Source organism: Cellulomonas xylanilytica (assembly GCF_007989805.1).
Taxonomy (GTDB): Bacteria; Actinomycetota; Actinomycetes; order Actinomycetales; family Cellulomonadaceae; genus Cellulomonas; species Cellulomonas xylanilytica.
Genome location: NZ_BJUB01000002.1, coordinates 336,244 through 362,684 on the forward strand (window position 1 = coordinate 336,244; position 26,441 = coordinate 362,684).

General features: G+C 71.6%; 22 protein-coding genes and 1 pseudogene. 9 read left to right on the forward strand and 14 right to left on the reverse strand.

Going from position 1 to position 26,441, the window contains the following annotated elements:
• The first annotated feature begins 36 nt into the window (after nucleotides 1-36).
• The 5 genes from CXY01_RS04420 (at nucleotide 37) to CXY01_RS04440 (ending at nucleotide 5,078) form a co-directional block, all read left to right on the forward strand.
• Nucleotides 37-978, forward strand: coding sequence for an ABC transporter ATP-binding protein (locus CXY01_RS04420; protein WP_146925842.1), 942 nt, complete (start codon nucleotides 37-39; stop codon nucleotides 976-978).
• On the forward strand, nucleotides 975-2,189 hold the full coding sequence (locus CXY01_RS04425) for an ABC transporter permease (protein WP_146925843.1): 1,215 nt from the start codon (nucleotides 975-977) through the stop codon (nucleotides 2,187-2,189). The genes CXY01_RS04420 and CXY01_RS04425 overlap by 4 nt, the downstream gene beginning before the upstream one ends.
• Nucleotides 2,190-2,271: 82 nt before the next feature.
• Nucleotides 2,272-2,916 (forward strand): GNAT family N-acetyltransferase, encoded by a 645-nt coding sequence (locus tag CXY01_RS04430; protein WP_246125035.1) that lies wholly within the window; start codon nucleotides 2,272-2,274, stop codon nucleotides 2,914-2,916.
• 11 nt (nucleotides 2,917-2,927) lie between these two features.
• Nucleotides 2,928-3,338, forward strand: coding sequence for a DUF6157 family protein (locus CXY01_RS04435; protein ID WP_146925845.1), 411 nt, complete (start codon nucleotides 2,928-2,930; stop codon nucleotides 3,336-3,338).
• Nucleotides 3,339-3,437: 99 nt separating this feature from the next.
• Nucleotides 3,438-5,078 (forward strand): bifunctional 3'-5' exonuclease/DNA polymerase, encoded by a 1,641-nt coding sequence (locus CXY01_RS04440; protein ID WP_146926097.1) that lies wholly within the window; start codon nucleotides 3,438-3,440, stop codon nucleotides 5,076-5,078.
• A 4-nt stretch (nucleotides 5,079-5,082) separates the two neighbouring features.
• On the opposite strand, the gene CXY01_RS04445 is transcribed toward CXY01_RS04440, so the two are convergent.
• From CXY01_RS04445 to CXY01_RS04460, 4 genes are all read right to left on the reverse strand, one after another.
• Nucleotides 5,083-5,592: a hypothetical protein gene (locus CXY01_RS04445; RefSeq protein ID WP_146925846.1), complete on the reverse strand. Its 510-nt coding sequence runs from the start codon at nucleotides 5,590-5,592 to the stop codon at nucleotides 5,083-5,085.
• A gap of 164 nt (nucleotides 5,593-5,756) precedes the next feature.
• Entirely contained in the window at nucleotides 5,757-6,485 is a 729-nt protein-coding gene (locus CXY01_RS04450; protein WP_146925847.1) for a cupin domain-containing protein, read from the reverse strand.
• Nucleotides 6,486-6,501: 16 nt separating this feature from the next.
• Nucleotides 6,502-7,407, reverse strand: a complete 906-nt coding sequence (locus CXY01_RS04455) for a DUF6807 domain-containing protein (protein WP_146925848.1) — start codon at nucleotides 7,405-7,407, stop codon at nucleotides 6,502-6,504.
• Nucleotides 7,404-8,849, reverse strand: coding sequence for a Gfo/Idh/MocA family protein (locus tag CXY01_RS04460; RefSeq protein ID WP_146925849.1), 1,446 nt, complete (start codon nucleotides 8,847-8,849; stop codon nucleotides 7,404-7,406). The genes CXY01_RS04455 and CXY01_RS04460 overlap by 4 nt, the downstream gene beginning before the upstream one ends.
• 203 nt (nucleotides 8,850-9,052) lie before the next feature.
• Between CXY01_RS04460 and CXY01_RS04465 the strand changes: the two genes are divergently transcribed.
• On the forward strand, nucleotides 9,053-10,048 hold the full coding sequence (locus CXY01_RS04465) for an alpha/beta hydrolase (protein ID WP_186813291.1): 996 nt from the start codon (nucleotides 9,053-9,055) through the stop codon (nucleotides 10,046-10,048).
• 4 nt (nucleotides 10,049-10,052) lie between these two features.
• On the opposite strand, the gene CXY01_RS04470 is transcribed toward CXY01_RS04465, so the two are convergent.
• From CXY01_RS04470 to CXY01_RS04485, 4 genes are all read right to left on the reverse strand, one after another.
• Nucleotides 10,053-10,715 (reverse strand): hypothetical protein, encoded by a 663-nt coding sequence (locus CXY01_RS04470; RefSeq protein ID WP_146925851.1) that lies wholly within the window; start codon nucleotides 10,713-10,715, stop codon nucleotides 10,053-10,055.
• Nucleotides 10,716-10,762: 47 nt separating this feature from the next.
• Nucleotides 10,763-11,674 (reverse strand): carbohydrate ABC transporter permease, encoded by a 912-nt coding sequence (locus CXY01_RS04475; RefSeq protein WP_146925852.1) that lies wholly within the window; start codon nucleotides 11,672-11,674, stop codon nucleotides 10,763-10,765.
• An 8-nt stretch (nucleotides 11,675-11,682) separates the two neighbouring features.
• Nucleotides 11,683-12,636 carry a carbohydrate ABC transporter permease gene (locus CXY01_RS04480; protein ID WP_146925853.1) on the reverse strand — a complete coding sequence of 318 codons (954 nt, stop codon included), beginning with the start codon at nucleotides 12,634-12,636 and terminating at the stop codon, nucleotides 11,683-11,685.
• A 94-nt stretch (nucleotides 12,637-12,730) separates the two neighbouring features.
• The gene (locus CXY01_RS04485) at nucleotides 12,731-14,056 is read right to left on the reverse strand and encodes an ABC transporter substrate-binding protein (RefSeq protein ID WP_146925854.1); all 1,326 of its coding nucleotides are present in this window, start codon (nucleotides 14,054-14,056) and stop codon (nucleotides 12,731-12,733) included.
• A gap of 229 nt (nucleotides 14,057-14,285) precedes the next feature.
• Between CXY01_RS04485 and CXY01_RS04490 the strand changes: the two genes are divergently transcribed.
• A complete protein-coding gene (locus CXY01_RS04490) occupies nucleotides 14,286-15,497 on the forward strand; it encodes an alpha-hydroxy acid oxidase (protein ID WP_146925855.1) in 1,212 nt (403 codons plus the stop codon).
• Between the two features lie 52 nt (nucleotides 15,498-15,549).
• Here the strand turns inward: CXY01_RS04490 and CXY01_RS04495 are convergent, their stop codons facing one another.
• From CXY01_RS04495 to CXY01_RS04525, 6 genes and pseudogenes are all read right to left on the reverse strand, one after another.
• The gene (locus CXY01_RS04495) at nucleotides 15,550-15,990 is read right to left on the reverse strand and encodes a hypothetical protein (RefSeq protein ID WP_146925856.1); all 441 of its coding nucleotides are present in this window, start codon (nucleotides 15,988-15,990) and stop codon (nucleotides 15,550-15,552) included.
• 175 nt (nucleotides 15,991-16,165) lie between these two features.
• A pseudogene (locus CXY01_RS21380) lies at nucleotides 16,166-19,687 on the reverse strand (rhamnogalacturonan lyase family protein).
• 156 nt (nucleotides 19,688-19,843) lie between these two features.
• Nucleotides 19,844-20,731, reverse strand: a complete 888-nt coding sequence (locus CXY01_RS04510; RefSeq protein WP_146925859.1) for a hypothetical protein — start codon at nucleotides 20,729-20,731, stop codon at nucleotides 19,844-19,846.
• 41 nt (nucleotides 20,732-20,772) lie between these two features.
• The gene (locus CXY01_RS04515) at nucleotides 20,773-21,240 is read right to left on the reverse strand and encodes a GNAT family N-acetyltransferase (protein WP_146925860.1); all 468 of its coding nucleotides are present in this window, start codon (nucleotides 21,238-21,240) and stop codon (nucleotides 20,773-20,775) included.
• 11 nt (nucleotides 21,241-21,251) lie between these two features.
• On the reverse strand, nucleotides 21,252-22,418 hold the full coding sequence (locus CXY01_RS04520; protein ID WP_146925861.1) for a Gfo/Idh/MocA family protein: 1,167 nt from the start codon (nucleotides 22,416-22,418) through the stop codon (nucleotides 21,252-21,254).
• Complete coding sequence (locus tag CXY01_RS04525; RefSeq protein WP_146925862.1) at nucleotides 22,415-24,367, reverse strand: DUF6807 family protein; 1,953 nt, start codon at nucleotides 24,365-24,367, stop codon at nucleotides 22,415-22,417. Before CXY01_RS04525 ends, CXY01_RS04520 begins: the two co-directional genes overlap by 4 nt.
• 168 nt (nucleotides 24,368-24,535) lie before the next feature.
• Here CXY01_RS04525 and CXY01_RS04530 point away from each other — a divergent pair, with 168 nt between their 5' ends.
• Both CXY01_RS04530 and CXY01_RS04535 read left to right on the forward strand, forming a co-directional pair.
• Nucleotides 24,536-25,477: a carbohydrate ABC transporter permease gene (locus CXY01_RS04530; protein WP_146925863.1), complete on the forward strand. Its 942-nt coding sequence runs from the start codon at nucleotides 24,536-24,538 to the stop codon at nucleotides 25,475-25,477.
• Nucleotides 25,470-26,408, forward strand: coding sequence for a carbohydrate ABC transporter permease (locus CXY01_RS04535; RefSeq protein WP_146925864.1), 939 nt, complete (start codon nucleotides 25,470-25,472; stop codon nucleotides 26,406-26,408). The genes CXY01_RS04530 and CXY01_RS04535 overlap by 8 nt, the downstream gene beginning before the upstream one ends.
• Nucleotides 26,409-26,441 lie beyond the last annotated feature (33 nt).

Sequence of the window (26,441 nt, forward strand, 5' to 3'; positions counted from 1 at the left end):
TAGGTCTGGCCACCGACAGATGCTTCGATGGGCGCCATGGGTGCACTGACGATGGAGTCCCTCCACAAGACGTATGGCGAGGTCCGCGCGTTGCGCGACCTGTCGATGGAGGTGCAGGCCGGGGAGATCGTCGGCTTCGTCGGCTCCAACGGCGCCGGCAAGTCGACGACGATGCGGATCGTGCTCGGCGTGCTGGAGGCCGACTCCGGCGAGGTCCGCTGGGACGGCCGGCCGATCGACCTGGCCGTGCGGCAGCGCATCGGATACATGCCCGAGGAGCGTGGCCTGTACCCGCGGATGAAGGTCAGCGACCAGCTGGTCTACCTCGCACGGCTGCACGGGCTGGACGCGTCGTCGGCCAAAGCCGCGATGGAGCACTGGACCGAGGTGCTGGGCATCGCGGAGCGACGCGGTGACGAGATCCTGAAGCTGTCGCTGGGCAACCAGCAGCGCGTCCAGCTGGCTGCGGCGCTCGTGCACTCCCCCGACATCCTGGTCCTCGACGAGCCGTTCTCCGGCCTGGACCCCGTCGCGGTCGACGTGATGAGCGGCGTGCTGCGCGACCAGGCCGCCGCGGGCGTGCCGGTGCTGTTCTCGTCGCACCAGCTCGAGCTCGTCGAGTCGCTGTGCGACCGGGTCGGGATCATCAAGAGCGGGTCGATGGTGAAGTTCGGCGGCATCGAGGAGCTGCGCCGGACCGACGACCGGCGCTGGGTGGTCGAGGGACCGCCGCCGTCGTCGTGGATCACCGCGGTGCCGTCGGCGCACGTCGTCTCGACGGAGGGCCGGCGGTCGGTGGTCGAGGTGCGCGGGCAGTCCGCGGACGCCGTCGACCAGGAGATCCTGCGCGCGGCCATGGCGGCCGGCCCGGTGCACGAGTTCAGCCTCCTGCGCCCGTCCCTGACCGAGCTGTACCGGCACGTCGTGACCACCGACGCCGACGCTGCCGCGACCGAGCGAGAGACGGTGTCCGCATGAACCCCCGTCCGACCGTCGTCGAGATCTCGAACGGCGCCGCCATCCGGCTCATCGCGGGGCGCGAGATCACCACCCGGATCCGCTCCAAGGCTTTCGTCTGGACCACGATCGCGCTCGTCGCCGCGGTGGTGCTCGGCGGGGTCCTGCTCAACATCGTCGGTTCGCAGTCGGACTCCGCCCAGCAGGTCGGCGTGACGCCCGAGGCCGCCGGCATCGCGGAGCAGGTCGTCGCGATCGGAGCCGTGACGGGCACGACCATCGAGACGCAGGAGGTCGACTCCGCCGAGGACGCCGAGGCGCTCCTCGAGGACGGCACGCTCAGCGCCGTCGTCACGGGCACGGACCCGCTGACCGTCACCGTGCACACGTCCCTGTCCGACTCCCTGACACCCGTGTTCGCCTCGCTGGCGCAGCAGGAGGCCCTGTCGTCCGCCGTCACCGACCTCGGCGGCGACCCCGGCGAGGTCGGTCGCGCGATCGCGCAGGCGGAGGCCGACGTCACGGCGCTGGAGCCCGAGCCGGAGCAGGACAGCGCCCAGGTCGTGGCGGGGTTCGTCGCGGGCATCCTGCTGTTCATCTCGCTGATGACCGCCGGGCAGCTGGTGGCGCAGGGCGTGGTCGAGGAGAAGTCGTCGCGCGTCGTGGAGCTGCTCCTGGCCACCGTGCGGCCGTGGCAGCTCATGGCCGGCAAGGTGCTCGGCATCGGGGTGATCGGCCTGACGCAGGTGGTGCTCGTCGTGGCGGCGGGCACGGGCACGGCGGCTGCCCTCGGGCTCGTCGACACCAGCTCGATCAACCTCGGCGCCACCGCGCTGTGGGTGATCATCTGGTTCGTCGTCGGGTTCACGATGTACGCGCTCGCGCTCGCCGCGCTGGCCGCGCTGGTGTCCCGGCAGGAGGACGTCGGCTCGGTGACCGCGCCGATCATGACCCTGATGATGATCCCGTACCTGGTCGGCGTCAGCATCGCGCCCTGGGACCCCACCAACCCGCTCGTGGTGTGGCTCAGCTTCGTGCCGTTCTGCGCACCGATGCTCATGCCCATGCGGATCGCGCTCGGCGAGGTCGCGCCGTGGGAGGTCGCCGTGTCGCTCGGGATCTCGCTGGCGCTCATCCCGGTGCTCGTCTGGCTCGCCGGCCGCATCTACTCCAACGCCGTCCTGCGCAGCGGTGGGCGGGTGAAACTCAAGGACGCACTGACCGCCTCGTAAGCGTTCTCGCAGGTCAGACGGCCCATGACCGGTGTCAGTCAGGGGTTGCATCTGGACGCATGTCCCATAGAGGATGCGCGACATGTCCGCTTCCCCGCCCCCCGACGTCGTCGAGCCGCTGCACCCGTCCGGCATCGCGGAAGCAGCGACGGTGCTGGCAGCGGCGCTCGCCGACGACCCCGGATTCGTCCACCTGTTCCCCGTCCGCGCCCGTCGGGAACGCGAGCTGCGCGCCCTGTACCGCATGACCCTGGCCGACTCGGTGCAGCACGGCCACGCCTTCGTGACCCGTCTCGACGGCGCGGTGACCGGCGCGATCGCGCTCTACCCGCCGGGCGCCTACCCCATGACCCCCGCCCGCTGGTGGCGCCAGGCGTTCCGCATCGTGCGCATAGCCGCCAACACCCGCGAGCACAGCCTCGGCATCATCAAGTTCGGCGACGTCACCTCCGCCGGGGTGCCGTGCGACGCCTGGTACGTCGAGGCGCTCGGTGTGCGGCCCGACCTGCAGCGGGCAGGCCGCGGGAAGAAGCTCATGGCAGCCGTCTTCGGGCTCGTCGACGGCCACGGCGGACCGTCCTACCTGGAGACCACCAAGCCCGACAACGTCGCCTACTACTCCGCCCTCGGCTACAACCCCGTGAAGTCGCGCGTGCCCCTCGGGCCTCCCGACGCCGGGCCGTGGATCTTCCCGATGCACCGCGTGCCTGTGGGTGCCGACGTCTAGCGTCTCCTCGCATGGAGAGCGTCGACTACACGTCCACCTTCATCACCGTCGCACCCGACACCCGCGCCGTCGCCGGCGTGGAACCCACCGGCACGACCATCGCCGCCGCGACCTACTCCCTCATCGCGTCCGACCCCTACGCCCTGCGGTCCTCGGACGTCATCTTCCAGGTGTGGGCATCCCGCCACGACGTCGACGCGTCCTCGGCCGACGAGTGGGCGACGTTCTACGCGAAGTCCCACGCCTGCCTGCGCTCCAGCGACCTCGGCAAGCGGTACGGCTGGGGCATCCACGCCGACGCCGACGGCCGGTTGGCGGTGTACGCGGTGGGGTCCGACGAGTACTCGTCGTTGGCGGCAGGGACGGCGCCGGACGGGTCGGCCGTGACGGTGAGGGCAGCGATGCGGAGCTCGCGGCGCTGAGCGACCGGGCTGCGCCCGTGCCGAGTCGAGGGGCGTGACGCAGGTGGGTGTCTCCACCGCCCGGAGTGTCGGAACCTCCAGCCACAATGAGCCGTGTCCTTGCTGCTGCTCCTCGACGACCCGGCGCGCCCCGGCGTCCTGGAGCTGCAGTCGCTGACGGACCAGGGCGAACCGCTCGGGTCGGAGATCGTCGCCGCCGAGGACCTCCCTGAGCTCGTTCGTGAGCGCGAGCTGGGTCGGCCGCGATGGGTCTGGGACGACACGTCGCGCCGCTACCCGCCGCTGCTGGCTGCAGGTGTGCGGGTCGAGCGGTGCCATGATCTGCGGCTCTGTCACGCGATCCTGCGGCGGAGCGTCTACTCGCAGGGGTCGACGCTAGCGGCGGCTCCGGCCGGGCCGTGGGACGGGCCTCGGGTTCCGCCGCCAGTCGAGGGCAGCCTCTTCGACGACGCCGAGGTAGCGGCCCCTGCTGATCCGCTGGACGAGCTGCGCAGCCAGCTCGCGGCCGTCGCGGGTGCGGACGAGCCGGGTCGGCTGCGGCTGCTGCTGGCCGCGGAGTCCACGGGGGCGCTGATCGCGGCGGAGATGCAGCACGACGGCATGCCGTGGAGCGTCGAGGCGCACGACGCGCTGCTGACGGAGATGCTCGGGGCGCGGCCCCGGTCAGGGCGACCGCCGAAGCTGGAGGCTCTGGCCGACGAGGTCAGGGCGGCGCTGGGTCAGCCGTCGCTGAACCTCGACTCGCAGCCGGACCTGCTGCGAGGGCTGCGGTCGGCGGGGTGCGACGTGGAGTCGACGCGCACCTGGGAGATCAAGGCGCTGGAGCACCCGGTGCGGGAGCCGCTGCTCGCGTACAAGAAGCTGGCCCGCCTGCTCAGCGCGAACGGCTGGGCCTGGATGGAGGCGTGGGTGCACGACGGCCGGTTCCGGCCGGACTACGTGCCCGGGGGTGTGGTGACCGGGCGCTGGGCGACCAGCGGCGGTGGCGCGCTGCAGCTGCCCGCGAGCATCCGTGGCGCGGTGCGGGCCGACCCGGGGTGGAAGCTCGTCGTCGCCGACGCCGCGCAGCTGGAGCCCCGGGTGCTCGCCGCGATGTCGGGAGACGGCGCCATGGCGGCGGCGGGGCGGCACGCGGACCTGTACCAGGGGGTGGTGGACGCGGGCATCGTCGAGACCCGGTCCGAGGCCAAGTACGCGATGCTCGGCGCGATCTACGGCGCCACCACCGGCCCGTCGGCCGTGCTCATGCCGCGCCTGACCCGTGCGTACCCGCGGGCGGTCGCCCTGGTCGAGGCGGGGGCCCGTGCTGGTGAGCGGGGTGACGTCGTCTCGACGTGGCTGGGCCGCACGTCACCGCGGCCCGACGCCGCGTGGCAGGCTGAGCTCGCCGCGGCGTCGGCGGAGGGTGCGGGGGCCGACGACGTCCGGGCCGCACGGCGACGCGGACGGGACTGGGGGCGGTTCACGCGGAACTTCATCGTCCAGGGCACGGCTGCGGAGTGGGCGCTGTGCTGGATGGCGTCGCTGCGGCGCCGGCTGCTGGCCGTCGACGGTCGGCCGCACCTGGTGTTCTTCCTGCACGACGAGGTGATGGTGCACGCGCCTGCCGAGGTCGCCGACCAGGTGGCGGTCGCCGTGCGCGAGTCCGCCGTCGAGGCGGGGCGGCTGCTGTTCGGCGACACGCCCGTGGACTTCGCGCTGAACGTGGCGGTGGTGGACAGCTATGACCAAGCGAAGTAGCCGCTCAGTGGTTGAGCATGTACTTCAGCACGATCACCAGCAGCCCGAACGCCCCGGCCAGCAGGCTCTCGCCGACGAGCGCTGCGCCGCGGACGCCCGCGCGGTGGGCGGCGAGAGCGGCAACGGAGGTGAGCATCGCCACCGTGAACCAGAGGGACAGGAACGCGGCGTCGACGACTCCCATGCCGAACAGCCGACCGACCCCGAACACGACGAGCACCGGGAGGCTGCCCAGCAGCACGCCGGTGTTGTTCCGCAGCGCGTGCTTGAGGCGATGACCGGAGGTGTGGTCGACGTCGTCGAACCGGCCGCCGATGGCGTCGGCGTAGACGTGCGCGAGCCAGTACGTCACGGAGATGAGTGCGGTGGCCAGGATGACGATCTCGCCGGACTCAGCACCCGCGCTGGTCGCGGCGAGGACGACGCTCGAGACGAGCGCTCCGTAGAGGAGCTCCGCGGGGCCCTTGTGCCGCATGAACGTGTCGACGCGACTGAAGCGGTGCTGCGTGTTCATCAACTCTCCGCGGTCGGTGGTCGGGTCCCTATCGTGACGCACGGACGGCCAGGTCTGCGCCGCCCGTCCGACGCCTCGCCGAGCTCGTCACGCGCGGCCGAGCTCGTCTGCTGCGACGGACGAGCTCGCCGCCAGGTGACGAGCTCGGCGCCCGGCAGGGTCGGTCACACCGGTGTGGGCCACGTCTGCAGGCGGCCGCACATGCCGTAGCGGCGCGGGGCCGGGTTGGCGTCGACCCCGGAGACCGAGCCGCGCGCCAGGTGCGGGGCGACTCCGCGGAACAGACCCTCGAGGGCGGCCGCGGTGTCCTCGTTCTGCGGGTAGACGTTGCGCGTCCACGTCTCCTGCCAGCGCGGCGCGAACGGCCGGACCAGCCGGGTGGCCGCGTCGTGCAGCGGCTTGAGGGCGGCGGGACCGAGGCGGTCGACGGCGGCACCGAGCTCGGCGTACCCCTCGAGCGCGAGGTCACGGCGGCGGCGCGCGGCGGCGGCGAGCTCGTCGTCGGACGCGCCGGGCCCAGGCAGCGTCGCGGCCTCGCGGTAGGCGGCCGGGTCGGCAAGGACAGCGGCCGGGAAGGTCAGGACGGCGTCGCCGGCCTCCGGCAGGCCCGCGTTGGACATCAGGACGAGCACCTCGAGGTCGCCGTCGTTCACGGCGCGGTGCACCACCCCGGGGCCGAACGACACGATCGACCCGGGGCGCAGCGGGTGCACCGTGAAGCCCGACTGGCTCAGCGTGTGGACGGAGCCGGTCCCGGCGAGGACGACGTACGCCTCCGACGAGACGACGTGCAGGTGCGGCGAGCCGCTGCCGGCCACACCCACGCCGTCGGCGGCGGGCCAGTCGTAGACGCGCAGGTGGCTGACCGAGACACCGCCGGGAAGTCCGTTCATCCGGTCAGTATCCCGCTCACACGGAGCTGCCCAGAGCCGCGAGGGCGGCGGCGGACGTCGGATCGGCTGCTCCGTCGGCGATGACCACCGCGTACCGGAACCGCAGGGTGTCCCCGGGAGCGAACGGGACCTCGGTCGAGAAGAACGGCGCGGGGTTGAGGCAGCCGAACTGCTCGGTGCGGGCGAACCACTGCGGCGGGTGCGACGGGTTGTCCGTGCCGTCGACGATGACGACGGTCGAGGCGCCGCCGGTGTCGTCGTGCTTGCCGACGAAGCCCATCCACGGTCCGCGGCTGCCCCGGGCCTCCTCCCCTCCGGAGAAGTCGGGGGCGAGCAGGGTCCCGCCCGTGAACGACCGCGGCCCGCGCCAGAACAGCCCGCCGTAGCCGGCGTTCTCGCGGCCGCGCGTCGTGGGCGAGCCGATCGTCAGGTCGTCGGAGGACACGTTGGTCATCGTCGTCTCGAACGTCAGCACCCAGGCGTCGTCGCGACCAGCGGGCACCACGAACCCGAGGGTGCGCTGCTCGTCGATCACGTGCGCACCCTGCTGCGTGTGCCAGGCGAGGGTGTGGGTGAGGTCGACCCGGTCCGCGGAGACCCGCAGGTCGGTCAGCGCGACGTGGTCCATCGACCCGTCGTTCTCCAGCTGCACGTAGCCCTGGCCGTGCACGTAGGTGGGCCCGCCCCAGAAGTTGTGCTCGCCGACCACCGGCAGCGACCACGCGATGCCCTTGTGCCAGACATGGTCGTGCGGGCGGAAGGCGGTGACCAGGTCCCCGCCGCGCGTGCGGACCGGGTGCACATAGGGCCGCGGGCTCTCCAGCTGCACGTCGGTGGGGACGTAGACGTACTGCGCCAGGGTGGTGCCGTCGGCGACGACGTCGACGGCGCGGCCGACGTCGTGCAGGGCGGAGACCGTCACAGGTCCGCCTCGAGCGAGGCGCCCAGGTCCAGGTCCGCGATCATCACCGGCAGGCCCGTGACCAGCGACTGGTTGGCCGCGATGCCGACGGAGACCGCCCGCAGCCCGTCGAGGTACCCCGCCGGGCGGCCGAGCGCGTCCTCGGAGACGCGCAGGTGTCGTCGGAACACGTCCTTGAGCAGGATCGCGTCACCGCCGCCGTGCCCGCCGATGCCGTCGGGGATGGGGTACTCGGCGGCCCGCTCCCAGTGCTTCTGCACCAGCAGCCGCTCCCCCTCGGGACGCAGCGCGTCGCCGAGCGAGGTGGGCGTGGCCGACGGGTCCAGCAGCGCGTTGCCCTCGTCGTCCAGCGCGATCGCGCCGCGCTCGACGACCTCGAGCTCCGCGCGTCCGGCGGTGCCGTTGACGCTGACGCGGTACCCCTCCCAGGGGCTGTGCGCGTTCAGCGAGTAGGTCAGCGTGGCGCCGCGGCGGTAGTCCACCAGCAGCGACAGGTTGTCCTCGATGGTGATGCCGGGGCCGAACACGTCCTGGTCGCGCAGGTAGCCGTCGTGCTCCTCCGCGTCCAGGTAGAGGGACTTGAGCCGGGGGTCGTTGGTCAGGTCCAGCGTGAACGGGTCGCCGACGACGCCGGTCCCGCGGGCCGGCCGGGCGCCCAGGCCGCGGTCGGCGGCGTTGCGGTCGCCGTAGAACTTCAGGCCGCCGCGGGCGTAGACGCGCGACGGCACGTCGCCCAGCCACCAGTTGACCAGGTCGAAGTGGTGGCTCGACTTGTGCACCAGCAGCCCGCCGGAGTTCTTCTTGTCGCGGTGCCAGCGGCGGAAGTAGTCGGCGCCGTGCACGGTGTCGAGCACCCACTCGAAGTGCACGGAGGTCACCTGGCCGATCTCGCCGGACGCGATGACCTGGCGCAGCGACGAGTTCCGCGGTGCGTACCGGTAGTTGAAGGTCATGACGACGTCGCGGCCCGTCTCGGCCACCGCGCCCGTGATCCGCCGGCAGCCGGGCCGGTCGATGGTCAGCGGCTTCTCGACGACGACGTCGGCCCCCGCGGCCAGGACGCGCGCCACCAGCTCCGCGTGCGCGTGGTCGGGCGCGGTCACGACGACCACGTCGACGGACTGCTCCGCGATCATCTTCTCGAGGCCGTCGGGCGCGTACTGCGGCAGGTCCGCCGCGTGACCGAGCGCCTCGGAGGCGACCGCCTCGTAGTGCGCCATGCGGCCCGGGTTGGTGTCGAGCAGCGCGACGAGCGTCGCCACGTCGGCGTGCTCCCCGAGGATCGCGTCGACGTACATGCCCGCCCGGTGGCCGGTGCCGGCCACGGCGTAGCGGCGGTGCTGGCCCTCCGGCGCCGGGGCGAACTCGGGGATGACGCCCTCGCCCGCGACGGTGCTGCTGCTCGATGCGGGACGCGGTGCGGTGGGGTTCTGGTCGCTCACAGGTGTCCTCGGTGTCTGTCGTCGCCTCGTTGCGACGGACGTCGGGAAAGCGTTGTCCGTCAGGAGACAGCCTAAGCGGTGGACCAGAAGTTGCACAGAGGAGATCCACTGACGGCCCGTCGGGGCGCGGTCGTGACCGTCACGCCGGGGACGCCGACCCGCGCCTGAGCCGATCCCGCCGGACGTGGTGCGACCATCGACGGATGAGACGCCTCGGGCTCGCGGCCGGCTGGCTGATCGGGCTCCTCGCGGCGGGTCTGGTCGGCTTCGGGATCGCCGCGCGCCTGAGCCCGAAGCCGGCATCGGTCGTGTTCCGCCGCCGGTTCGACCGCAACGGCGCCGAGCGGCTGACCGCGACCGCGCCGTTCGTGCCGGGGCACGTCGTCTCCACCCTGGACATCCCCTACCGCGCCGGCGATCCGGACGCCCGCCTCGACGTGCACCGGTCGACCTCCCCGGGCACGGGCCTGCCGACCATCGTCTGGGTGCACGGCGGCGCGTGGCTGTCGGGCAGCAAGGACCTTATCGCCAACTACCTGCGCGTCATCGCCGGCGGGGGCTGCACCGTGGTCGGCGTGGGCTACTCCATCTCACCGCGGGCCACCTACCCGACCGCGGCGTTCCAGCTGCTCGACGCGCTCGCCTACCTGACGGAGCACGCCGACGAGCTCGGCGTCGACGCGCAGCGCCTCGTCCTGGCCGGCGACTCGGCGGGCGCGCAGATCAGCGCCCAGGTGGCCGGCATGGTGACCAGCCCCGCGTATGCCGCGTCGATCGACGCCCACCCGCGCATCACGCCCGACCAGGTCGTCGGGACCGTGCTCTTCTGCGGCGTGTTCGACATGTCGCTCGCGCGCGGGCTGCGCGGCCGCAACCGCTGGTTCGTCGACTCGGTGATGCGGTCGTTCACCGGCACGCTCGACTACCTCGACGACCCGCGCTTCTCCGGCATCTCCGTCGTCGAGCACCTCACCGCCGACTTCCCGCCGACGCTCGTCTCGTGCGGCAACGCCGACCCCGCCCTGGGTCACACGCTCTCGCTGATCGCCACCCTGGAGCGGCTGGGCATCCCGCACGAGACGCTGCTGTTCGACGCCGACCACGAACCCGTCGGCCACCAGTTCCAGTTCCACCTCGGCACGGCCGCGGCCCAGGACGCCCTGGCCGCGATCCAGGGGTTCGTCACGAGGTTGCCCTGAGCGCTCAGCCCTGGCGGACCGACGCCCGGTGCTCGATGGCCACGACGGCGAGCGACAGCAGGCCGGGGACGATCACGGCGAGCGGCGCGAGCATCCAGACCATGACGGCGCACAGGCCGAGGGCGACGATGAGCAGGAACGTGCCGGTGAGGTCGTCGCCGGCGCGCTTGGCGGCGGTCTGCACGACGGTTCCCCACCGGGCACCGGGCGACCACCCGGCCGCGGACCGGAGCACGATGACGAGCAGCACGGCGACGAGGAAGACGGTCGCGATCCGCACGCCGGCCCCGCCGGGCATCCCGCCGGCGCCGATGAGCTGGAGGTTGAACAGCAGGACGAACAGGAGGACGGGCATGCCGATCGACACCAGCCAGACGCCCCGGCAGGCAGCCCGGAAGTCCTCCCAGAGGACCGCGATGGTGTCGGGCCGGCCGTCGAGGTGCCGGCGCACGTGGGACACGCCGGCGGCGAGGGCGGGGACGGCGGTGATGATCGGGAGGCTGAGCACCGAGACGCCGAGGCCGACCAGGAGCGCCTCGCTGAACAGCCCGAACCGTCCGCCGCCGAGCAGCGGCTTCTCGTCGGGACCGGGCGTGGCGTCGTCGTCGGGACCCGGGGACGGGTCCGCAGGGCGACGGGAGTCGTCGTCGGGAAGCGGGGTGCTCATGCCTCCCAGGCTGACATGCTCCTGGCGCCCTGCGGAAACGCCGCCCATCAGCCCTTGAGCCCCTGCGTCGCCACGCCTTCGACGAGGTAGCGCTGGAACACGAGGAAGAAGAGCATGACCGGGACCAGGGCGAGGACGGCCATGGCCATCTGCGCGCCGTAGTCGGAGGTCGTCGTCTGGTCGACGAAGAGCCGCAGCGCGATGGGCAGCGAGTAGAGGTCGGGCTTCTTCAGGTAGAGCAGGGGTCCGAAGAAGTCGTTCCAGGACCAGATGAACGCGAAGATCGAGCTGGTGACCAGGGCGGGCTTCATCAGCGGGAGCATGATCGACCGGAAGATCCGCACGTGCCCGGCGCCGTCGATGCGGGCGGCCTCGTCGAGCTCACGCGGCAGGTTGCGCATGAACTGGACCATGAGGAACACGAAGAACGCCTCGGCCGCCAGGAACTTGCCGATCAGCAGCGGGATGAACGTGTCCACCAGGCCGAGCCGGTTGAAGACGATGTACTGCGGGATGATCACCACGTGGAACGGCAGCAGGAGCGTGCCGATCATGAGGGCGAAGAACACGTTCCGGCCGGGGAAGTCGATCCGGGCGAACGCGTAGGCGCTGATCGAGCAGGACAGCGTGATCCCGATGACGGAGCCGACGGCCAGGATCACGGAGTTGGTGAAGAACGTCCAGAACGAGACGCCGCCGATCCCCTCGATGGCCTTCTGGAAGTTCGCGACCGTGAAGTCGGTGGGGATGAGGCTGACGTTGCCGACGATCTCGCTGGACGGCTTGAACGAGGACATCAGCATCCACACCGCGGGGTAGAGCACGATCGCGACCAGCACGAGCGAGCTCACGTGGAAGACCAGTGCCCGGCCACGCTTGCGGTTCTTGGTCGACCTGCGCAGCTGGGCACTGTCGTGCGAGCTGACGATGTGGTCGGAAGTCGAGGTGACGGTACTCATGGTGCTCATCACTTTCCTTCCCCGGAGTAGTGGACCCAGCGCTTCGAGCTCCAGAAGAAGACCGCCGCGAGTGCGCCGACGACGATCACGAGGATCCAGGCCATCGCCGAGGCGTAGCCCATCTGGAAGTCCTGGAAGCCGCGGAAGTAGAGGTAGAGCGTGTAGAAGAGGGTCGACCGCGCGGGGCCGCCGGTGCCGTTGGAGATGATGAACGCCGACGCGAAGATCTGGAACGCGTGGATCATCTCGAGCAGCAGGTTGAAGAAGATGACCGGCGACAGCATCGGCAGCGTGATCTTGAGGAACTTGCGCGAGGCTCCGGCGCCGTCGACCGACGCGGCCTCGTAGAGCTCGCTCGGGATCTGCTTGAGCCCGGCCAGGAAGATGACCATGGGCGCCCCGAACTGCCAGACGGTCAGCAGGATGAGCATCGGCATGGTGCGCGACGGGTCACCGACCCAGCCGCCGGCCTGGAAGCCGAAGAACTGCTGGACCTGGTCGACGATGCCGTTGTCGATGAACATCGCCTTCCACACGATCGCGATGGAGACCGAGGCCCCGATCAGCGAGGGTGCGTAGAACGAGGACCGGTAGAACCCCTTGCCGCTGAACGCGTTGTTCAGCAGCATCGCCACCGCCAGTGCTGCGAGCAGCTTGATCGGCGTCCCCAGCACGACGTACGTGAGCGTGACCTTCCACGCCTGCTGGTAGTTCGGGTCGCTGAAGAGTCGTGTGAAGTTCTCCAGCCCGATCCACTCCGGCGGCGCGAAGAGGTTGTAGTTCGTGAACGCCAGGTACAGCGAGGCGATCATGGGACCCGCGGTGAGCAGGACGAACCCGAGCAGCCAGGGGCTCAGGAAGGCGTAGCCGGCCAGGGACTCGGACCGCTTCCGGCGCTTGCGAGCGGCGGTGTGGGCGGCGGTCGAGGTGCCCGTCGTCGGAGCCTCGGCAGTGAGGGTCACGAGCGTGATCCGTTCGTCGGTTGCGATGTACGAGCGGTCTCAGGGACCGCGTGCGGGGGGTGGGCCGCCCGCGAGCAGGCGGCCCACCACCGCGTCACTGGGTGGAGAGCTCCGCCTCGGCGAACCACTGCTCCGCGAAGTCCTCGGGCGTGATGGTGCCGTAGCCGAGCTCCTCGGCCAGGGTCCGCCACTTGGACTCGATCGTCCCGAAGCCCTTGACGGGGATCGGGGTGGACTCGGTCACCTGCTCGGCGACCTTCTCCTCGTACGCGATCACCTGGGCGTCGACGCTGCCCTCGGTGGTGTCGACGGCGGCGCGCTGCTCGTCGTCGGCGGGGACGCCCTTCGAGGTGCCGAAGATCCGGCCGACCTCGGGGTCGGTGAGCAGGAAGTTGATCAGGGTCGCGGCCTGCTCGGGGTACTTGGTGTTGGCGCCCGACGACAGCAGCATCGACGGCTTGAAGAACAGGGCCTTCTCGCCCGGCTCGATCGACGGGATCTGCGCCATGGCGAGGTTGTCCGTGCCGGAGTCGGCGACGTAGCCGGCCAGGAAGTTGTCCCAGCTCATCTCGCTCGCGGTCTCGTTGACCGTGAAGCCGCCCTTGGGTGCGAGGGAGACGTTGCGGTCGACGGGGTAGACCAGCTTGTCGGCCCGCAGGTCGGCGGTCAGGTCGAGGAACTCGACGATCTCGGCCTCGTCGAAGCCGAACGTGCCGTCGTCCTCGAAGGGCGTGATGCCCTTCTGCAGCAGCCACTGGATGAAGAACCAGAAGGTGCCGGTGTAGTCGACGGCGCCGTACAGGCCGTAGCCGTCGGCCGTCTTCTCGCCGGCCTCGGAGACCTCGGCGATGAACTCGTTGTAGTCCTCCCACGTGTACTCGGCCTCGTCGGGGAACGTCGCCCCGGTCTGCTCGATCACGTTGGGGTTCTGGAACATGGCGAACGTGTTGGTCGACGTCGGGATGCCGATCATCTTGTCCTCGAGGACGCCCGCCGTGGTGAGCGTCTCGTCGAAGCCGCCGAGGTCGATCGTGCCGTTGTCCACCCACTCCTGCAGGTCGAGCAGCTGGCCGTTCTGGTTGAACTCACGCAGGTACGACAGGTCGAACTGCATGACGTCCGGCAGTGCGCGGCCGGCGGCCTCGGTGGAGCGTGCCGTCCAGTAGTCCGGGAACGCAGCGAAGCTGGTCTGGACCGTGATGTACGGGTACTTCTCCTTGAAGAGCTCGAGGGCCTCGTTGTACCGGGCGGCCCGGTCGTCGTTGCCCCACCACGTGAAGTTCAGGGTGACGGGGGACGTGTCGGGGCCGGTGGAGCTGGACGTCGGCTCGCTCTCGCCGGAGTCGCCGGAGGAGCAGGCGGTCAGGGCGAGGGCGGCGACGGCCGCGACTGCGGCTGTCTTCCAGAGTGTTCGCTTCATCGTCGTTGAGCCTCCTTGCTCGGGGTGTGAAAGCGCATTCCGGACGTTAGGCGAGCGTTCGAGCGACTGTCAACGGATCGCGCTGAATCGTTACAAACGCGTTGCCGTCGCGGCTGCGGTGCCACACTCGATCCAGGTTGCACCCCGCTGGGAGCGGGGGCCAGCCAGAAAGTGTATCGTTTCAATCTCCGTGCTGCCCGACGACGAGCCACACATCCAGGAGCCCCCGGTGACCGACCGTCAGATCCCTTCGTGGTCCGAGCTCAAGCCGCTGATGCGTCCCAAGCCCCTGGTGCTGAACGGCACCGAGCGGCGCCTGGCGGACGCGTTGACGATCGCGGACCTGCGCACGGTCGCCCGCAAGCGGACCCCGCGGTCGGTGTTCGACTACACCGACGGTGCCGCCGAAGCGGAGATCAGCCTGCGCCGCGCGCGGCACCTGTTCCGGGAGCTGGAGTTCCAGCCCTCGATCCTGCACGACGTGTCCCACGTCGACCCGACCACCGACATGATCGGCACCCCGTCGGCCCTGCCGTTCGCGTTCGCGCCGACCGGGTTCACGCGGATGATGAACCACGAGGGCGAGCGAGCCGTCGTGCGGGTCGCGCAGCGTCGCGGCATCCCGTACGCGCTGTCCACCATGGGCACCACCTCCATCGAGGACGTCGCGGCAGCAGGGCCCGACGCACGCAAGTGGTTCCAGCTGTACGTGTGGAAGGACCGCTCCGCCGGCGAGGACCTCATGGCCCGCGCCAAGGCCGCCGGGTACGAGGCGCTCATGCTGACCGTCGACGTCCCGGTGGCCGGGGCCCGGCTGCGCGACGCCCGCAACGGCTTCTCCATCCCCCCGGCCCTGACGGTCAAGACGGTCGTGGACGCCGCGACCCACCCCGCGTGGTGGATGAACCTGCTCACCACCGAACCGCTCACCTTCGCGTCGTTGAGCAGCTGGTCGGGGACCGTGGCGGACCTGCTGGACAAGCTGTTCGACCCCACCATGACCATCGCGGACCTGGAGTGGATCCGCGCCTCCTGGGACGGCCCGCTGATCATCAAGGGCATCCAGACCGTCGAGGACGCCCGCCGGGTCACCGACGCCGGCGCGGACGCGGTCGTGCTGTCCAACCACGGCGGCCGCCAGCTGGACCGCGCCCCCGTCCCGCTGCGCCTGCTGCCCGACGTCGCCGAGGCCGTCGGGGACCGCACCCAGGTCTGGGTCGACACCGGCATCCTGTCCGGCGCCGACATCATCGCCGCCCTCGCCCTGGGCGCCGACGCCACCCTGATCGGCCGCGCCTACCTCTACGGACTCATGGCCGGCGGCGAACGCGGCGTCGACCGCGCCGTGGCCATTCTCGACCGCGAGATCCGCCGCACCATGGCCCTGCTCGGCGTCTCCACGGTGAAGGAGCTCGGCCCGCAGCACGTCCGGCTCCCCTGAGCGGACGGCCAGGGCAGCCGACGGACCGGTCAGCCCCCGGAGGTACCAGCACTCACGGGCAGATCTCCTCCACCTTCACGGCGGCGAGGGTCACCCTCGTCTCGACCGGGACGAGGACGCCCGCGGCGGGGTCCTGCGTGCAGATCCGCCAGTTGGAGTCGTTGACCTGGTCGCGCTCGAGCCCGGACGCGTCCGTGTGGTCCAGCAGGGAGGCGCCGGCCTCCCGGAGGATGTCCTGGCCCCGCTGCAGGTTGACGCCCACGAGCTCGGGCATCGTGAAGGTCTCGACGGAGCCGGGCGTCGCGGATGCCTCGCCCGGCTCGACCGGTGCGGTCGTCCGGCTCGGCGACGGCTCGACGGGTGCGCCCACGGTGACGGCCGCGGCGGGCGCCGACGCGGGCGACCCGGCCGAGCATGCCGCCAGCGACAGGGCGACGAGCCCGAGGACGAGGGTGGTCGCGAGGGACAGGCGTCGGGTGCTTCGGGTGCTCATACCCCCCGATCGACCCGTCCCCGACCCTCCTTGAGCACCGGCGGGAGCGACCCCCGTCACATGCGCCGACCGGACGTCCGCGCAGGTAGAGGTCGTGAGCCGTAGGTGCGCGGACCTTGCCGGGCAGACGACGACGGCGGTCCTCGTGAGGAGGGCCGCCGTCGTGTCGTGCAGGTCAGCGCGTGACCTTGACCTTCACCTCCGGGCTGGTGCTCGAGCCCTGCGGGTTGGACAGCTCGGCGCGGTACACGTGCGTCCCGGCCGACCGCCCGGTCACCGTGGTCACGGCCTGCTGGGCGTTGAACCCGTTCGCGACCAGCGACTGCGTGTCGATGAGCACGCCGTCCTCGTACAGCCGGTACTCGGTGGCGTTGGTCCCCCACCAGAGGTTGGTGGTCAGCGTGTAGGTGCCGTCACCGTCCCAGTTGTCGTGGCTCAGCACCGGGGTGGCGGGGTTGGCCCTGTCCACCGTCACGGTGAGCGCCGAGGTCGTCGTGCTCCCGTGCTGGTTGGTGAGCACGGCGGTGTAGACGTACGTGCCGTTCGTCCGCCCGGCCACCTGGAGGGTGGCGGACTGCGCGCCCGGGGTCGCGTCGAGCAGGTCCTGCGTGCCCAGCGCGACGCCGTTCTCGTAGAACGTCACCGACTGCGCGTTCTGCCCCCACCACTGGTTCATCGTCACCTTGAAGGTGCCGTCGCCGTCCCAGTTGTCGCTGGAGAGCACGCCGGCGGCGGGCTTGCCCGTGGCCGGTCCGGGCACGCGGTCGCCCACGGGGAGCGGCTGCGTGTAGGCGATGCTCGGCGCCGGGGGCGTCGCCATCCCCTCACCCAGGAAGTACGACGTGTGCGGCGGCTGGTTGTACGCGGTGTTCTGCCAGGCCACACCGAGGCGGTACACCGGGTCGGACTGCAGGGTGCGCAGCCGGTGGTCGGTGAGGTCCACCGTCGTCGCGATCCGCAGGGCCGACGAGTCGTCGAGACGCGTGACGATCTCCTCGCGCCAGTCGCCGAACAGGTCCGCCTGCAGGGCGACGTTGCCCTTGGTCGAGTTGCTGGTCAGCGTCCCGGTCGCCCGGTAGACCTCCTCCGGCTGCGACGTCTCCCAGTTCCACTTGTCGATCGTCGGCACGCCCGCGCCGGTCGCCTCGCTGTAGTCGTGGTCGCCGATCTCCCGCAGCAGGTCACCGTCCCACCAGGTGAGGAAGTTCGCCGCCGGGATGGACGTCGACAGCAGCTCGCCCTTCGCCGTCCGCAGCTCGCCCACGGGCGAGTTCCACGCGGCGTCGCCGCCGACCGCCCAGCCCTCCGCGCCGGGGTGCCGGGGGTCGATGTCCCCCGCCGCCGCACGACCGGTGTCCCGGGTGGCCGGGATCGACCACAGGACGGTGCCCGTAGCGGCGTCCCGGAACGTGGCACCGCGGTTGCGCGAGGACGCCATGTCCTCGTGCGCGGCGAACACCTCGAGGCCGGGGTGCGACGGGTCCAGGTCCGACACGTGCAGCGCGTCCCCGTGCCCGAGGCCGGTCGTGTAGAGCGCGGTGCCGTCGTCGTCGATCGTCATGGACCCGAAGACGATCTCGTCCTTCTGGTCCCCGTCGACGTCCGCCACGGACAGGTTGTGGTTGCCCTGGCCGCGGTACTGGCTGCCCTCGACGTCGGAGTCGAACGTCCAGCGCGGCGTCAGCGAGGTGCCGTCGAAGTCGTACGTCGCGACGACGGCGCGTGTGTAGTAGCCCCGGCTCACGACGAGGCTCGGGTGCTGGCCGTCGAGGTACGCGACCCCGGCCAGGAACCGGTCGACCCGGTTGCCGTAGGTGTCGCCCCACGCGCCGACGTTGCCGCGCGGCGGGGTGTAGTCGATCGTGTCGACCGCCGCCCCGGTGGCCCCGTCGAAGACCGTGAGGAACTCTGGGCCCGCCAGGACGTACCCGGAGGAGTTGCGGTGGTCGGCCGCCGCGTCACCGATGACCGTGCCGGCACCGTCGACGGTGGCGTCCGCCGTCTTCATGGCGACCTCCGCCGTGCCGTCACCGTCCAGGTCGAACACCTGCAGCTGCGTGTAGTGCGCGCCGGCGCGGATGTTGCGCCCGAGGTCGACCCGCCACAGCTGCGTGCCGTCCAGCTCCTACGCGTCGACGTACACGTTCCCGGTGTAGCCGGCCTGCGAGTTGTCCTTCGAGTTGGTGGGGTCCCACTTCAGGACGATCTCGTACTGGCCGTCCCCGTCGAGGTCCCCGATCGAGGCGTCGTTGGCCCGGTAGGAGTACGCGTCACCTGCGGGGGTGGTGCCGTCGGCGGGCTTGCTGATCGGCACGTCGAGCGTCTGCTGGTCCCACACCTCGAACTCGGTCGTGGCCCAGCGCTCGATCGGGGCGAACACCGTGCTGACCCGGTAGGTCGACGTCGCCGTGCCCGCAGGGTCGAGCACGTTGGTGCTGCCGGTGACGGGCTCCGTCGTGACGCGCTTCCCGTCGCGGTACACGTGGAACGCGAGGTCCTGCTCGTCCAGACCGAGCAGGCGCCAGCCGACGTAGACGCCGCCGTCCGTGGCCACCGCGACGGGCGAGCGGTCCAGCCGCTCGGCCTCGCGCACGAACTGCACGGACCGGGGAACGGCGATGGTCGAGGAAGCCGCGGAACGACCGCCCGGTCCGACCGCCGCGACCCGATAGTCGTAGTCGACGGTCGCCTGGGCGGTGGTGTCCGTCCAGCTGTCTTCGCTGGTGCGGGCGACGACGACCGGGTCGAAGCCGGAGCGTGCGCGGTAGACGTCGTACGCGACCGCGCCGGGCCCGGCGGACCACGTGAGGGCGACGCCGTCGTCGGCCCACGCGCCGGTCAACCCGGTGGGGGCGGCCGGGGGTGCGACGGCGGGGTCGACGACCGTCGCCGTCACCTCCGCGGACCGAGCGCTCTCGCGCCCCGTCGCGCCGACGGTGCTCACCGCGTAGGTGTACTCCTCCGCCAGCTGGACGTCGGTGTCGGTCCAGGTGGGGCTCGCCGGGTCGACCGTGCCGACGGCGACGGCGGTGCCGCCCGCCTCGGAGCGGTAGACGCGGTAGCCCGCCGCGCCGTCGACGACCGCCCAGGTCAGGCCGACGGAGGCCTCCGACGCGGTCGCGGTCACGGCCGCCGCCAGCCCGGTCGGCGACGCGACGGGCTGCAGGATCTGGATCGAGTTGAGGCGGGCCGACGAGCCGCTGACGGTGATCGAGAGCTGCCCGCCCGTGACCTGCACGCCGTCGACCACGCGCTCGTCGACCACCCCGGAGTCCGCACGCCGGGCCGGCACCGCGACGCTGCCGACCGTCGCGCCGGTGTTGCTCGTCGCGATCCCGTCGCCCGTGCGCAGGATCACCGTGTAGGTGCCGTCGGGGACGTCGGCGACGAAGGTCGAGCCCGTCGTCGGCGGCAGGACGAAGTCGCGCAGGGCGAGGTCGTCACCGCCCCGGTCGCGGCACGCGTTGGCGGCGAGCGGCACGGTGAAGCCGAAGCCGGTGGACGCGCTGTAGGCGGTGTTGGCGTAGACCGGCGTGTAGCCGGGCGCGGTGGGGTTGCCCGCGCACTCGAAGTCGAACAGGTAGTCCTGCCCGGCCGCGGACGCGGGTGCTGCTGCGAACGGCAACGCCGCCACGGCGAGGGCCGCGGCCGCGAGGAAGGCAGGGGTTCGGTACAGACGCATGGTGGCCTTTCTCATCGTTGAGAGCCGTGCCGACCGGGCTGTGCAAGGGGCTTGTAACGATTCATCCGGCCGCGCAGGGTCATTCCTACAGACCCGCGACGGGGTTGCGCAAGAGATTCCGGCAAACTGGGGAAAGCGCTCGCCGTCGTGCTTTCCGAGATCGTCCGGCGGTCATCCGGACGACGGGCTCCCGCAGGCCGTGCGGATGAACTCGAACAGCGCCGACCGCAACGCCTCGCTGGACGCCAGGTAGAACACCGGCTGCTCCACCCCGTCCACGCGCGTGTGCACCCCGAAGAACGTGCCTCGCTTGTCGTCGGCGACGGCGTGCAGGTCGCAGCGACCCGCGACCGCCGGCAGCACGACCTGGCCCTCGCCGCTCGCCGTGTCCAGCGTGACCGGCCAGCTCACCGCTCCCCCGGGCGGCGCGAACAGCACCGTCCGGTCCACCTGCGTGACCTCGACCCTCGGCCCGCCGGCCACCGGCTCGACCCCGAGCACGACGTTCGCCGCGAGCGTCCCACCGACGTCGGTCGTGGTGATCGCGTCCGCCAGCGTCAGCGTCGCGCCCTCGGCCACCGCGACCCCGGCGCAGTCCTCGCCGTGGATCCGCGCCAGGTGCCCCTGCGGGTCCGTCGGCTCCACGACGATCGTCGACCGGCCGCCCGCGTCGTCCGTCAGGTCGACCTCGGCGCGCGCCGCACCCCCGGCCGCGCCGTCGCAGACCGGGTCCCCCAGCGCCACCGAGAAGTCGCGATCCACGCCGGCCCGCAGGATCCGGCCCTTGTCGGTGCCCGCGACCCCGTCCACGGTGGGCGTCGTCAGCCGCACGCCCGTGACGGAGAGGTCACCCGGCCCGCCGTTGGTCACCCGCACCTGCACCACGCGCTGCGCCCACGTGCTCCTGCCCTGCCGGACCTCGACGCCGACCCCGGCCAGCAGGTCCGACGGGACGGGCGTCGGCGTGCTGGACCGCTCCGGCGCCGGCCCGCCGGCGCTGCAGCCCGCGAGCGCGAGAGCCACCACGAGCACCGCGCCCTGCCGCCACCGTCCGGACATGCTCCGATGGTGCCGCAGGTCGGGCCGGTGGCGTAGACGTCTCAGGCGACCAGTGCCCGGCGCATCACGAAGTTCGTGAGCTCGACGCCGCGCAGCACCGGCCGCTGCTCGACCACGACGACGAACCCGTGCGCCTCGAAGAACGGGCGTGCGGTCAGGCTCGCGTGCGTGCTCAGCTCGACCGCGCCCAGCTCCGTCGCGGTCGTCGTCGCCCACGCCAGCAGCGCCGACGCCACCCCACGACGGGCGAACGCCGGGTCGACGAACATCATGTCGACGTAGCCGCGCTCGTCGACGTCCGTGAAGCCGGCCACGCGGCCGTCGACCTCCGCCACCCGGGTGCGCGCGCCGGCTCGCCGGTCCGACCACGCGGCGGGGTCGATCTCGTCGCTCGCCCACGCGGCGACCTGCTCGGGCGTGTAGTCGCGCGCGGCGGTCAGCCGGACGGCGCGCAGGAAGACGTCGAGCGTCGCGGGCCCGTCGGACTCGCGGTAGTCACGGAGGATCACGACGACCGAGCCTACGACGCGTGCCCTCCGGCGAACGGGGCCCCGAGCTCGGTGAACGTCGCCCCCTCGTCGGCGACGCGTGCGCACCACGCCTCGACGTCGGCGATCACGGGGTGCGCGTCCCCGGCCTCACCCACCCACGTGACGAACGCGTCGGGCACGGGCGCCGGGTCGGGCCCGGTCCGCACCGCCTCGAGCACCCGCAGGAACGCCCCGGTGTCGGCCACCGAGCAGCGCAGGGTGACGGGCGGGTGCGCGCGGGCGGTCAGCAGCTGGGCCAGCAGGTCCACCCGGCCGCACCGGATCCGCCGCGTGCCGCGCGGGGACGACACCTCGAGCTCGTCGGTCTCGTAGAAGAGCGTCGCGGTGCCCAGCGTCCCGCGCACGGTGATGCGCGCCGGTGACCGCTCGGGTGCGCAGAGCGTCAGTCCCGCGGCGACGCGGATGCCCGCCGTCGTCTCGACCACCACGGCGGAGGTGTCGTCGGCCTCGATCGGGTGCGCCCGGTGCAGGTCGAGCCGCACGTCGGTGACGTCCTGCGTGGTCCGCGCTCCCGCCAGCAGCAGCGCCGTGGCGATCGCGTGCGCGAGCGGGTTGGTGACGACCCCGTCGACCACCTCGACCCCGTCGAGCGTGCGCCGGCCGGCCCACCGGGCACGCTGGTAGTAGGCGGCGGTGCGCACCCACGTGCCGACGGCGCCGACCCCGGTGATCTCCCCCAGCTCCCCGGTGGCCACGATGCGTGCGACCTCGTCGACCGCGCCCGACCCGAAGGTCTGGAACCCGACCTGGCACAGCCGCCCGGTCTCCTCGACGACGGCGAGCAGCTCGGCGTGCTCGGCCAGCGACGCGGTGGTCGGCTTCTCCAGGAGCACGTCGCAGCCGGCCCGCAGGGCAGCGGAGGCGAGCGCGAGGTGGGTGTGGATCGGCGTCGCGATGACGACGACGTCCGGGCGCGCCTCGGCCAGGAGCGTGTCGAGGTCCGGGTACCACGGCACGTCGCCGTCGGCGGGGCGCGGGTCGACCAGGGCGGCCAGGGTCGCGAGGCCGCGCTCCTGGAGGTCCTGGACCTTGCGGACGTGCGAGGCGCCGTGGCCGTGGATGCCCACCACCGCGATGGTCGGCGGGGCGGCGGTCGTCGCGGTCTCCGGCGCGTGACGGGCCGTGCGCACGGTCATCCCCACGCCTGCGCCGCGAGCCGTCCCGCCTCGTCGGCGCCGAGCGCACGGTCGACCACGACCGCGGCGAGCCCGACCTCGAGCCGGTCACCCTCGGTCACGTCGACCACCGTGTCCCAGGCGAGCGCGGGGCCTGCCCCGACGTACTCGGCCACGCGGGCGAACCACGGCCGCAGGCGGGCGGGGTCCTGGACGAGCAGGACCGTCGTGGTCGCTCCCTCGCGCCGCTGGACGAACGCGAGCCACGGCGACAGGCTGCCGTGCACGGCCTCCTCGCCGACGAGGCCGGCACCGAGCACGGTGGTGACGTCCGCCGACGGGAGCCGCCAGAAGATGCCGCCGTACCCGGCGCTCGGCCGCCCGTTGGTGCCGGGGCTCTCGATGCGCAGCGGACCGTGCGCGGCGTGCAGCACACTGGACCAGCGCAGCACGTACCCGCGACCGTCCGCCAGGGGCGCCGCGGACAGCCGCCGGTCCTCGGTGAGCAGCGGCCGGTCGCGCTCGTCGCACCACTCGACCGCGTCGACGAGGGTGGCGCCGTCGTCGTCCACGCGCGTGCCGGAGCTGACCTGGCGACCGTGGTTGGGCAGCAGGGTGGGGCCCTCGTCACGCACGAACGTGCGACCGCCCCAGTAGTTGGTGCCGTTCACCACGGGCACCGCCATGGACACGCCGTAGTGGTGGCGGTGGTCCACCGGGCTCGTCTCGGTGAGGGCGGTGCCCGCCGCCGAGTGGACGGGGTGCAGGTACGGGCGGGGGGCGTGCACACGTGGGAGCCGCTCACCCGACACGTACCGCACGAGAGGGACGGCCGCACCGTCCCGGGCGGCCCCGCTGAGCAGGTAGGCGCCCTTCTCCGAGGTCCAGGCCGCCGCGGTCAGGTGCGGCACCTCCGGCTCGACCGGGTCCGACGCCGCGCGGCGTCCGAGCCGGGCGGCGGGCGGGACAGGGCCGGTGCTGGCTCGGACGGCGAGGACGGGCTCGATGAGGGGCGGGGTCGGGTCGAGCGTCTCGCTGCCGACCAGGGAGCGCAGGTGCGCCCAGGCCTGGCGGCCCAGCTCGGCCTGCGGGACGGTCGCGGTGGTCAGCGACGGCGTCGCGAACCGGGCGAGCTCGATGTCGTCGAAACCCGTGATGGACACGTCGCCCGGCACGGCCACCCCCAGCTCGTTGAGGCGCGCGAGCAGGCCGAACGCGACGAGGTCGTTGTAGGCGACGATCGCCGTGGCGCGCGACGCCAGGACGTCCTGCGCCGCGGCGTACCCGGCCTCGACCGACGACCCGGTGGGCCGCTCGGAGAGCCGCACGTCCTCACGCCGGGCCGCCGCGACGCGCAGCGCGTCGAGCCGTGCACCGTGCGACGCGCTGTCGGTGGGCCCGGCCAGGTACAGCAGGTGCCGGTGGCCGAGGCCGGTGAGGTGCTCGACGATCTGGTCGATGCCGGCGGCGTAGTCGATGGCGAGCGTCGGCGTGGTGCCGTCGGCGGCCCGGTTGACGACGACCACCGGGCGGATCTCGGGCAGCAGCGCGCGCAGCGTCTGCTCGGGCATGCGCGGGGAGACCAGGACGAGCGCGTCGCAGCGCAGCCGGGCGTCGAGAGCGATGCGCTCCTCGTCAGCAGCGTGCTCGGCGGTGTCCGCCACGAGGACCCGGTAACCTTCCTCGGCCGCAGCGGAGGCGACCCCGCGCAGGACCTGCTGGAACATCGGGTTGGCCAGGTCGGGGACCACCACGGCGACCGTGTTGGTCCGTCCGAGGGAGAGGCTGCGTGCCGTGTTGCTGGGCCGGTAGTGGAGCTGCTCGGCCACCTCACGGACGCGCGCGGCCAGCTCGGGGTCCACCGTGGCTCGCCCGTTCATGACCCGGGAGACCGTCGCCCGCGACACGCCCGCGGCGTGCGCGACCTCGGCGATGGTCGACGCTGTACGCGTCCACCCGTTCTGCGTCACTGCAGCCTCCCGCGGTCACCCTCGAGCCACCAGAGAAGGGGCGGCTCCGCGCCGAACATACACCACGGGAAACCGGTTCCCAACCCTCATCACGAGTGCTACGGTACCGACCGAGGAACCGGTTTCTCACCGATTCCTTATCGCGAACACAGTGAGGTGATCGACGACATGTCCGTAGTGACAGAGCTGCGCAGGACTGCCAAGGGCGCGAAGACCGCGCCCTCGCGGCGGGGCCTGCGCAACGGGGACGGGAAGGCCGCAGCGGTCTTCCTAGCGCCCTGGTTCCTGGGCCTGGGGCTCATCACGATCGGCCCGATGATCGCATCGGGCTACCTGTCCTTCACGGACTACAACCTGCTCCAGCCTCCGCAGTGGACCGGCCTGGAGAACTACACGCGGCTGTTCGAGGACCCCCGGCTGCTCAACTCGCTGCGCGTGACGTTCACGTACGTGTTCACCGCGGTGCCGCTGCAGCTCCTCGCCGCCCTGGCGCTCGCGCTGATCCTGGACCGCGGCATGAAGGGCCTGCCGTTCTACCGCTCGGTCCTCTACCTGCCCTCGCTGCTCGGCGGCTCGGTCGCCGTCGCCATCCTGTGGCGCCAGGTGTTCGGCATCGACGGTCTGGTGAACGAGTTCCTCGCCCTCTTCGGCATCCAGGGCAAGGGCTGGGTGTCCGACCCGGACACCGCGCTGTACACCCTCGTCCTGCTGCACATCTGGACGTTCGGCGCACCGATGATCATCTTCCTGGCCGGCCTGCGGCAGATCCCGGAGATGTACTACGAGGCCGCGGCGATCGACGGTGCCGGCGTGGTGCGCAAGTTCCGCTCCATCACGCTGCCGCTGCTCACGCCGATCATCTTCTTCAACCTGGTGCTCCAGGTGATCGGGGCCTTCCAGAGCTTCACGCAGGCGTTCGTCGTCTCCGGCGGAACCGGTGGGCCGGCCGACTCGACGATGTTCTACACGCTCTACCTGTACCAGAAGGGCTTCACGGCCTTCGACATGGGGTACGCCTCCGCCATGGCGTGGCTGCTGGTGCTCATCGTCGCCGTGATGACCCTGATCAACTTCTTCGCCTCCAAGTTCTGGGTCTTCTACGATGACTGAGGTCCACGTGCGCACCACGACGCCCACCGACGCCCCCTCACCCGCCCAGCGGATCACCGCGCTGGCCGACGAGGCACCGCCCCTGCGTCACCGGTCCCCCTGGCCGGACCGCAGGCGCTCCGCGCTCAAGCACCTGGGTCTCATCGCGCTGTGCGCGCTGATGCTCTACCCGCTGATCTGGCTGCTGGTCAGCTCCTTCAAGCCCACGGACCTGATCTTCCGGGACGTGTCCCTCATCCCCTCCGAGGTCGACTGGACCAACTACTCCGAGGGCTGGAACGCGCTGCAGTACCCGTTCAGCCGCTACCTGCTGAACTCCGCGGCCATCGTCCTCGGGTCCCTGCTGGGCAACCTGGTCGCGTGCTCGATGGCGGCCTACGCGTTCGCGCGGCTGGAGTTCCGGGGCCGCAAGCTGTGGTTCGCGGTCATGCTCATGTCGATCATGCTGCCGATCCACGTGATCATCGTGCCGCAGTACATCCTGTTCGCGCGGCTGGACTGGATCAACACGTTCCTGCCGCTGATCGTCCCGAAGCTGCTGGCCACGGACGCGTTCTTCATCTTCCTCATGGTCCAGTTCTTCCGCGGCATCCCCCGGGAGCTGGACGAGGCAGCGCGCCTGGACGGCTGCGGGCACGGCCGCATCTACCTGCGGATCATGCTCCCGCTCTCCCTGCCGGCCCTGGCCACCACGGCGATCTTCACGTTCATCTGGACGTGGAACGACTTCTTCAGCCAACTGATCTTCCTCGTCAGACCGGACATGTACACCGCTCCGGTTGCACTGCGCACCTTCCTGGACTCCACAGGCGCCAGCTCGTGGGGCCCGATGTTCGCCATGTCGATCGTCTCCCTCATCCCCGTCTTCCTCGCGTTCCTGTTCGGCCAGAAGTACCTGGTCAAGGGGATCGCGACGACGGGCATCAAGTAGTCCGACCCTGCACCGTTCCTCATCAGGCCTTGA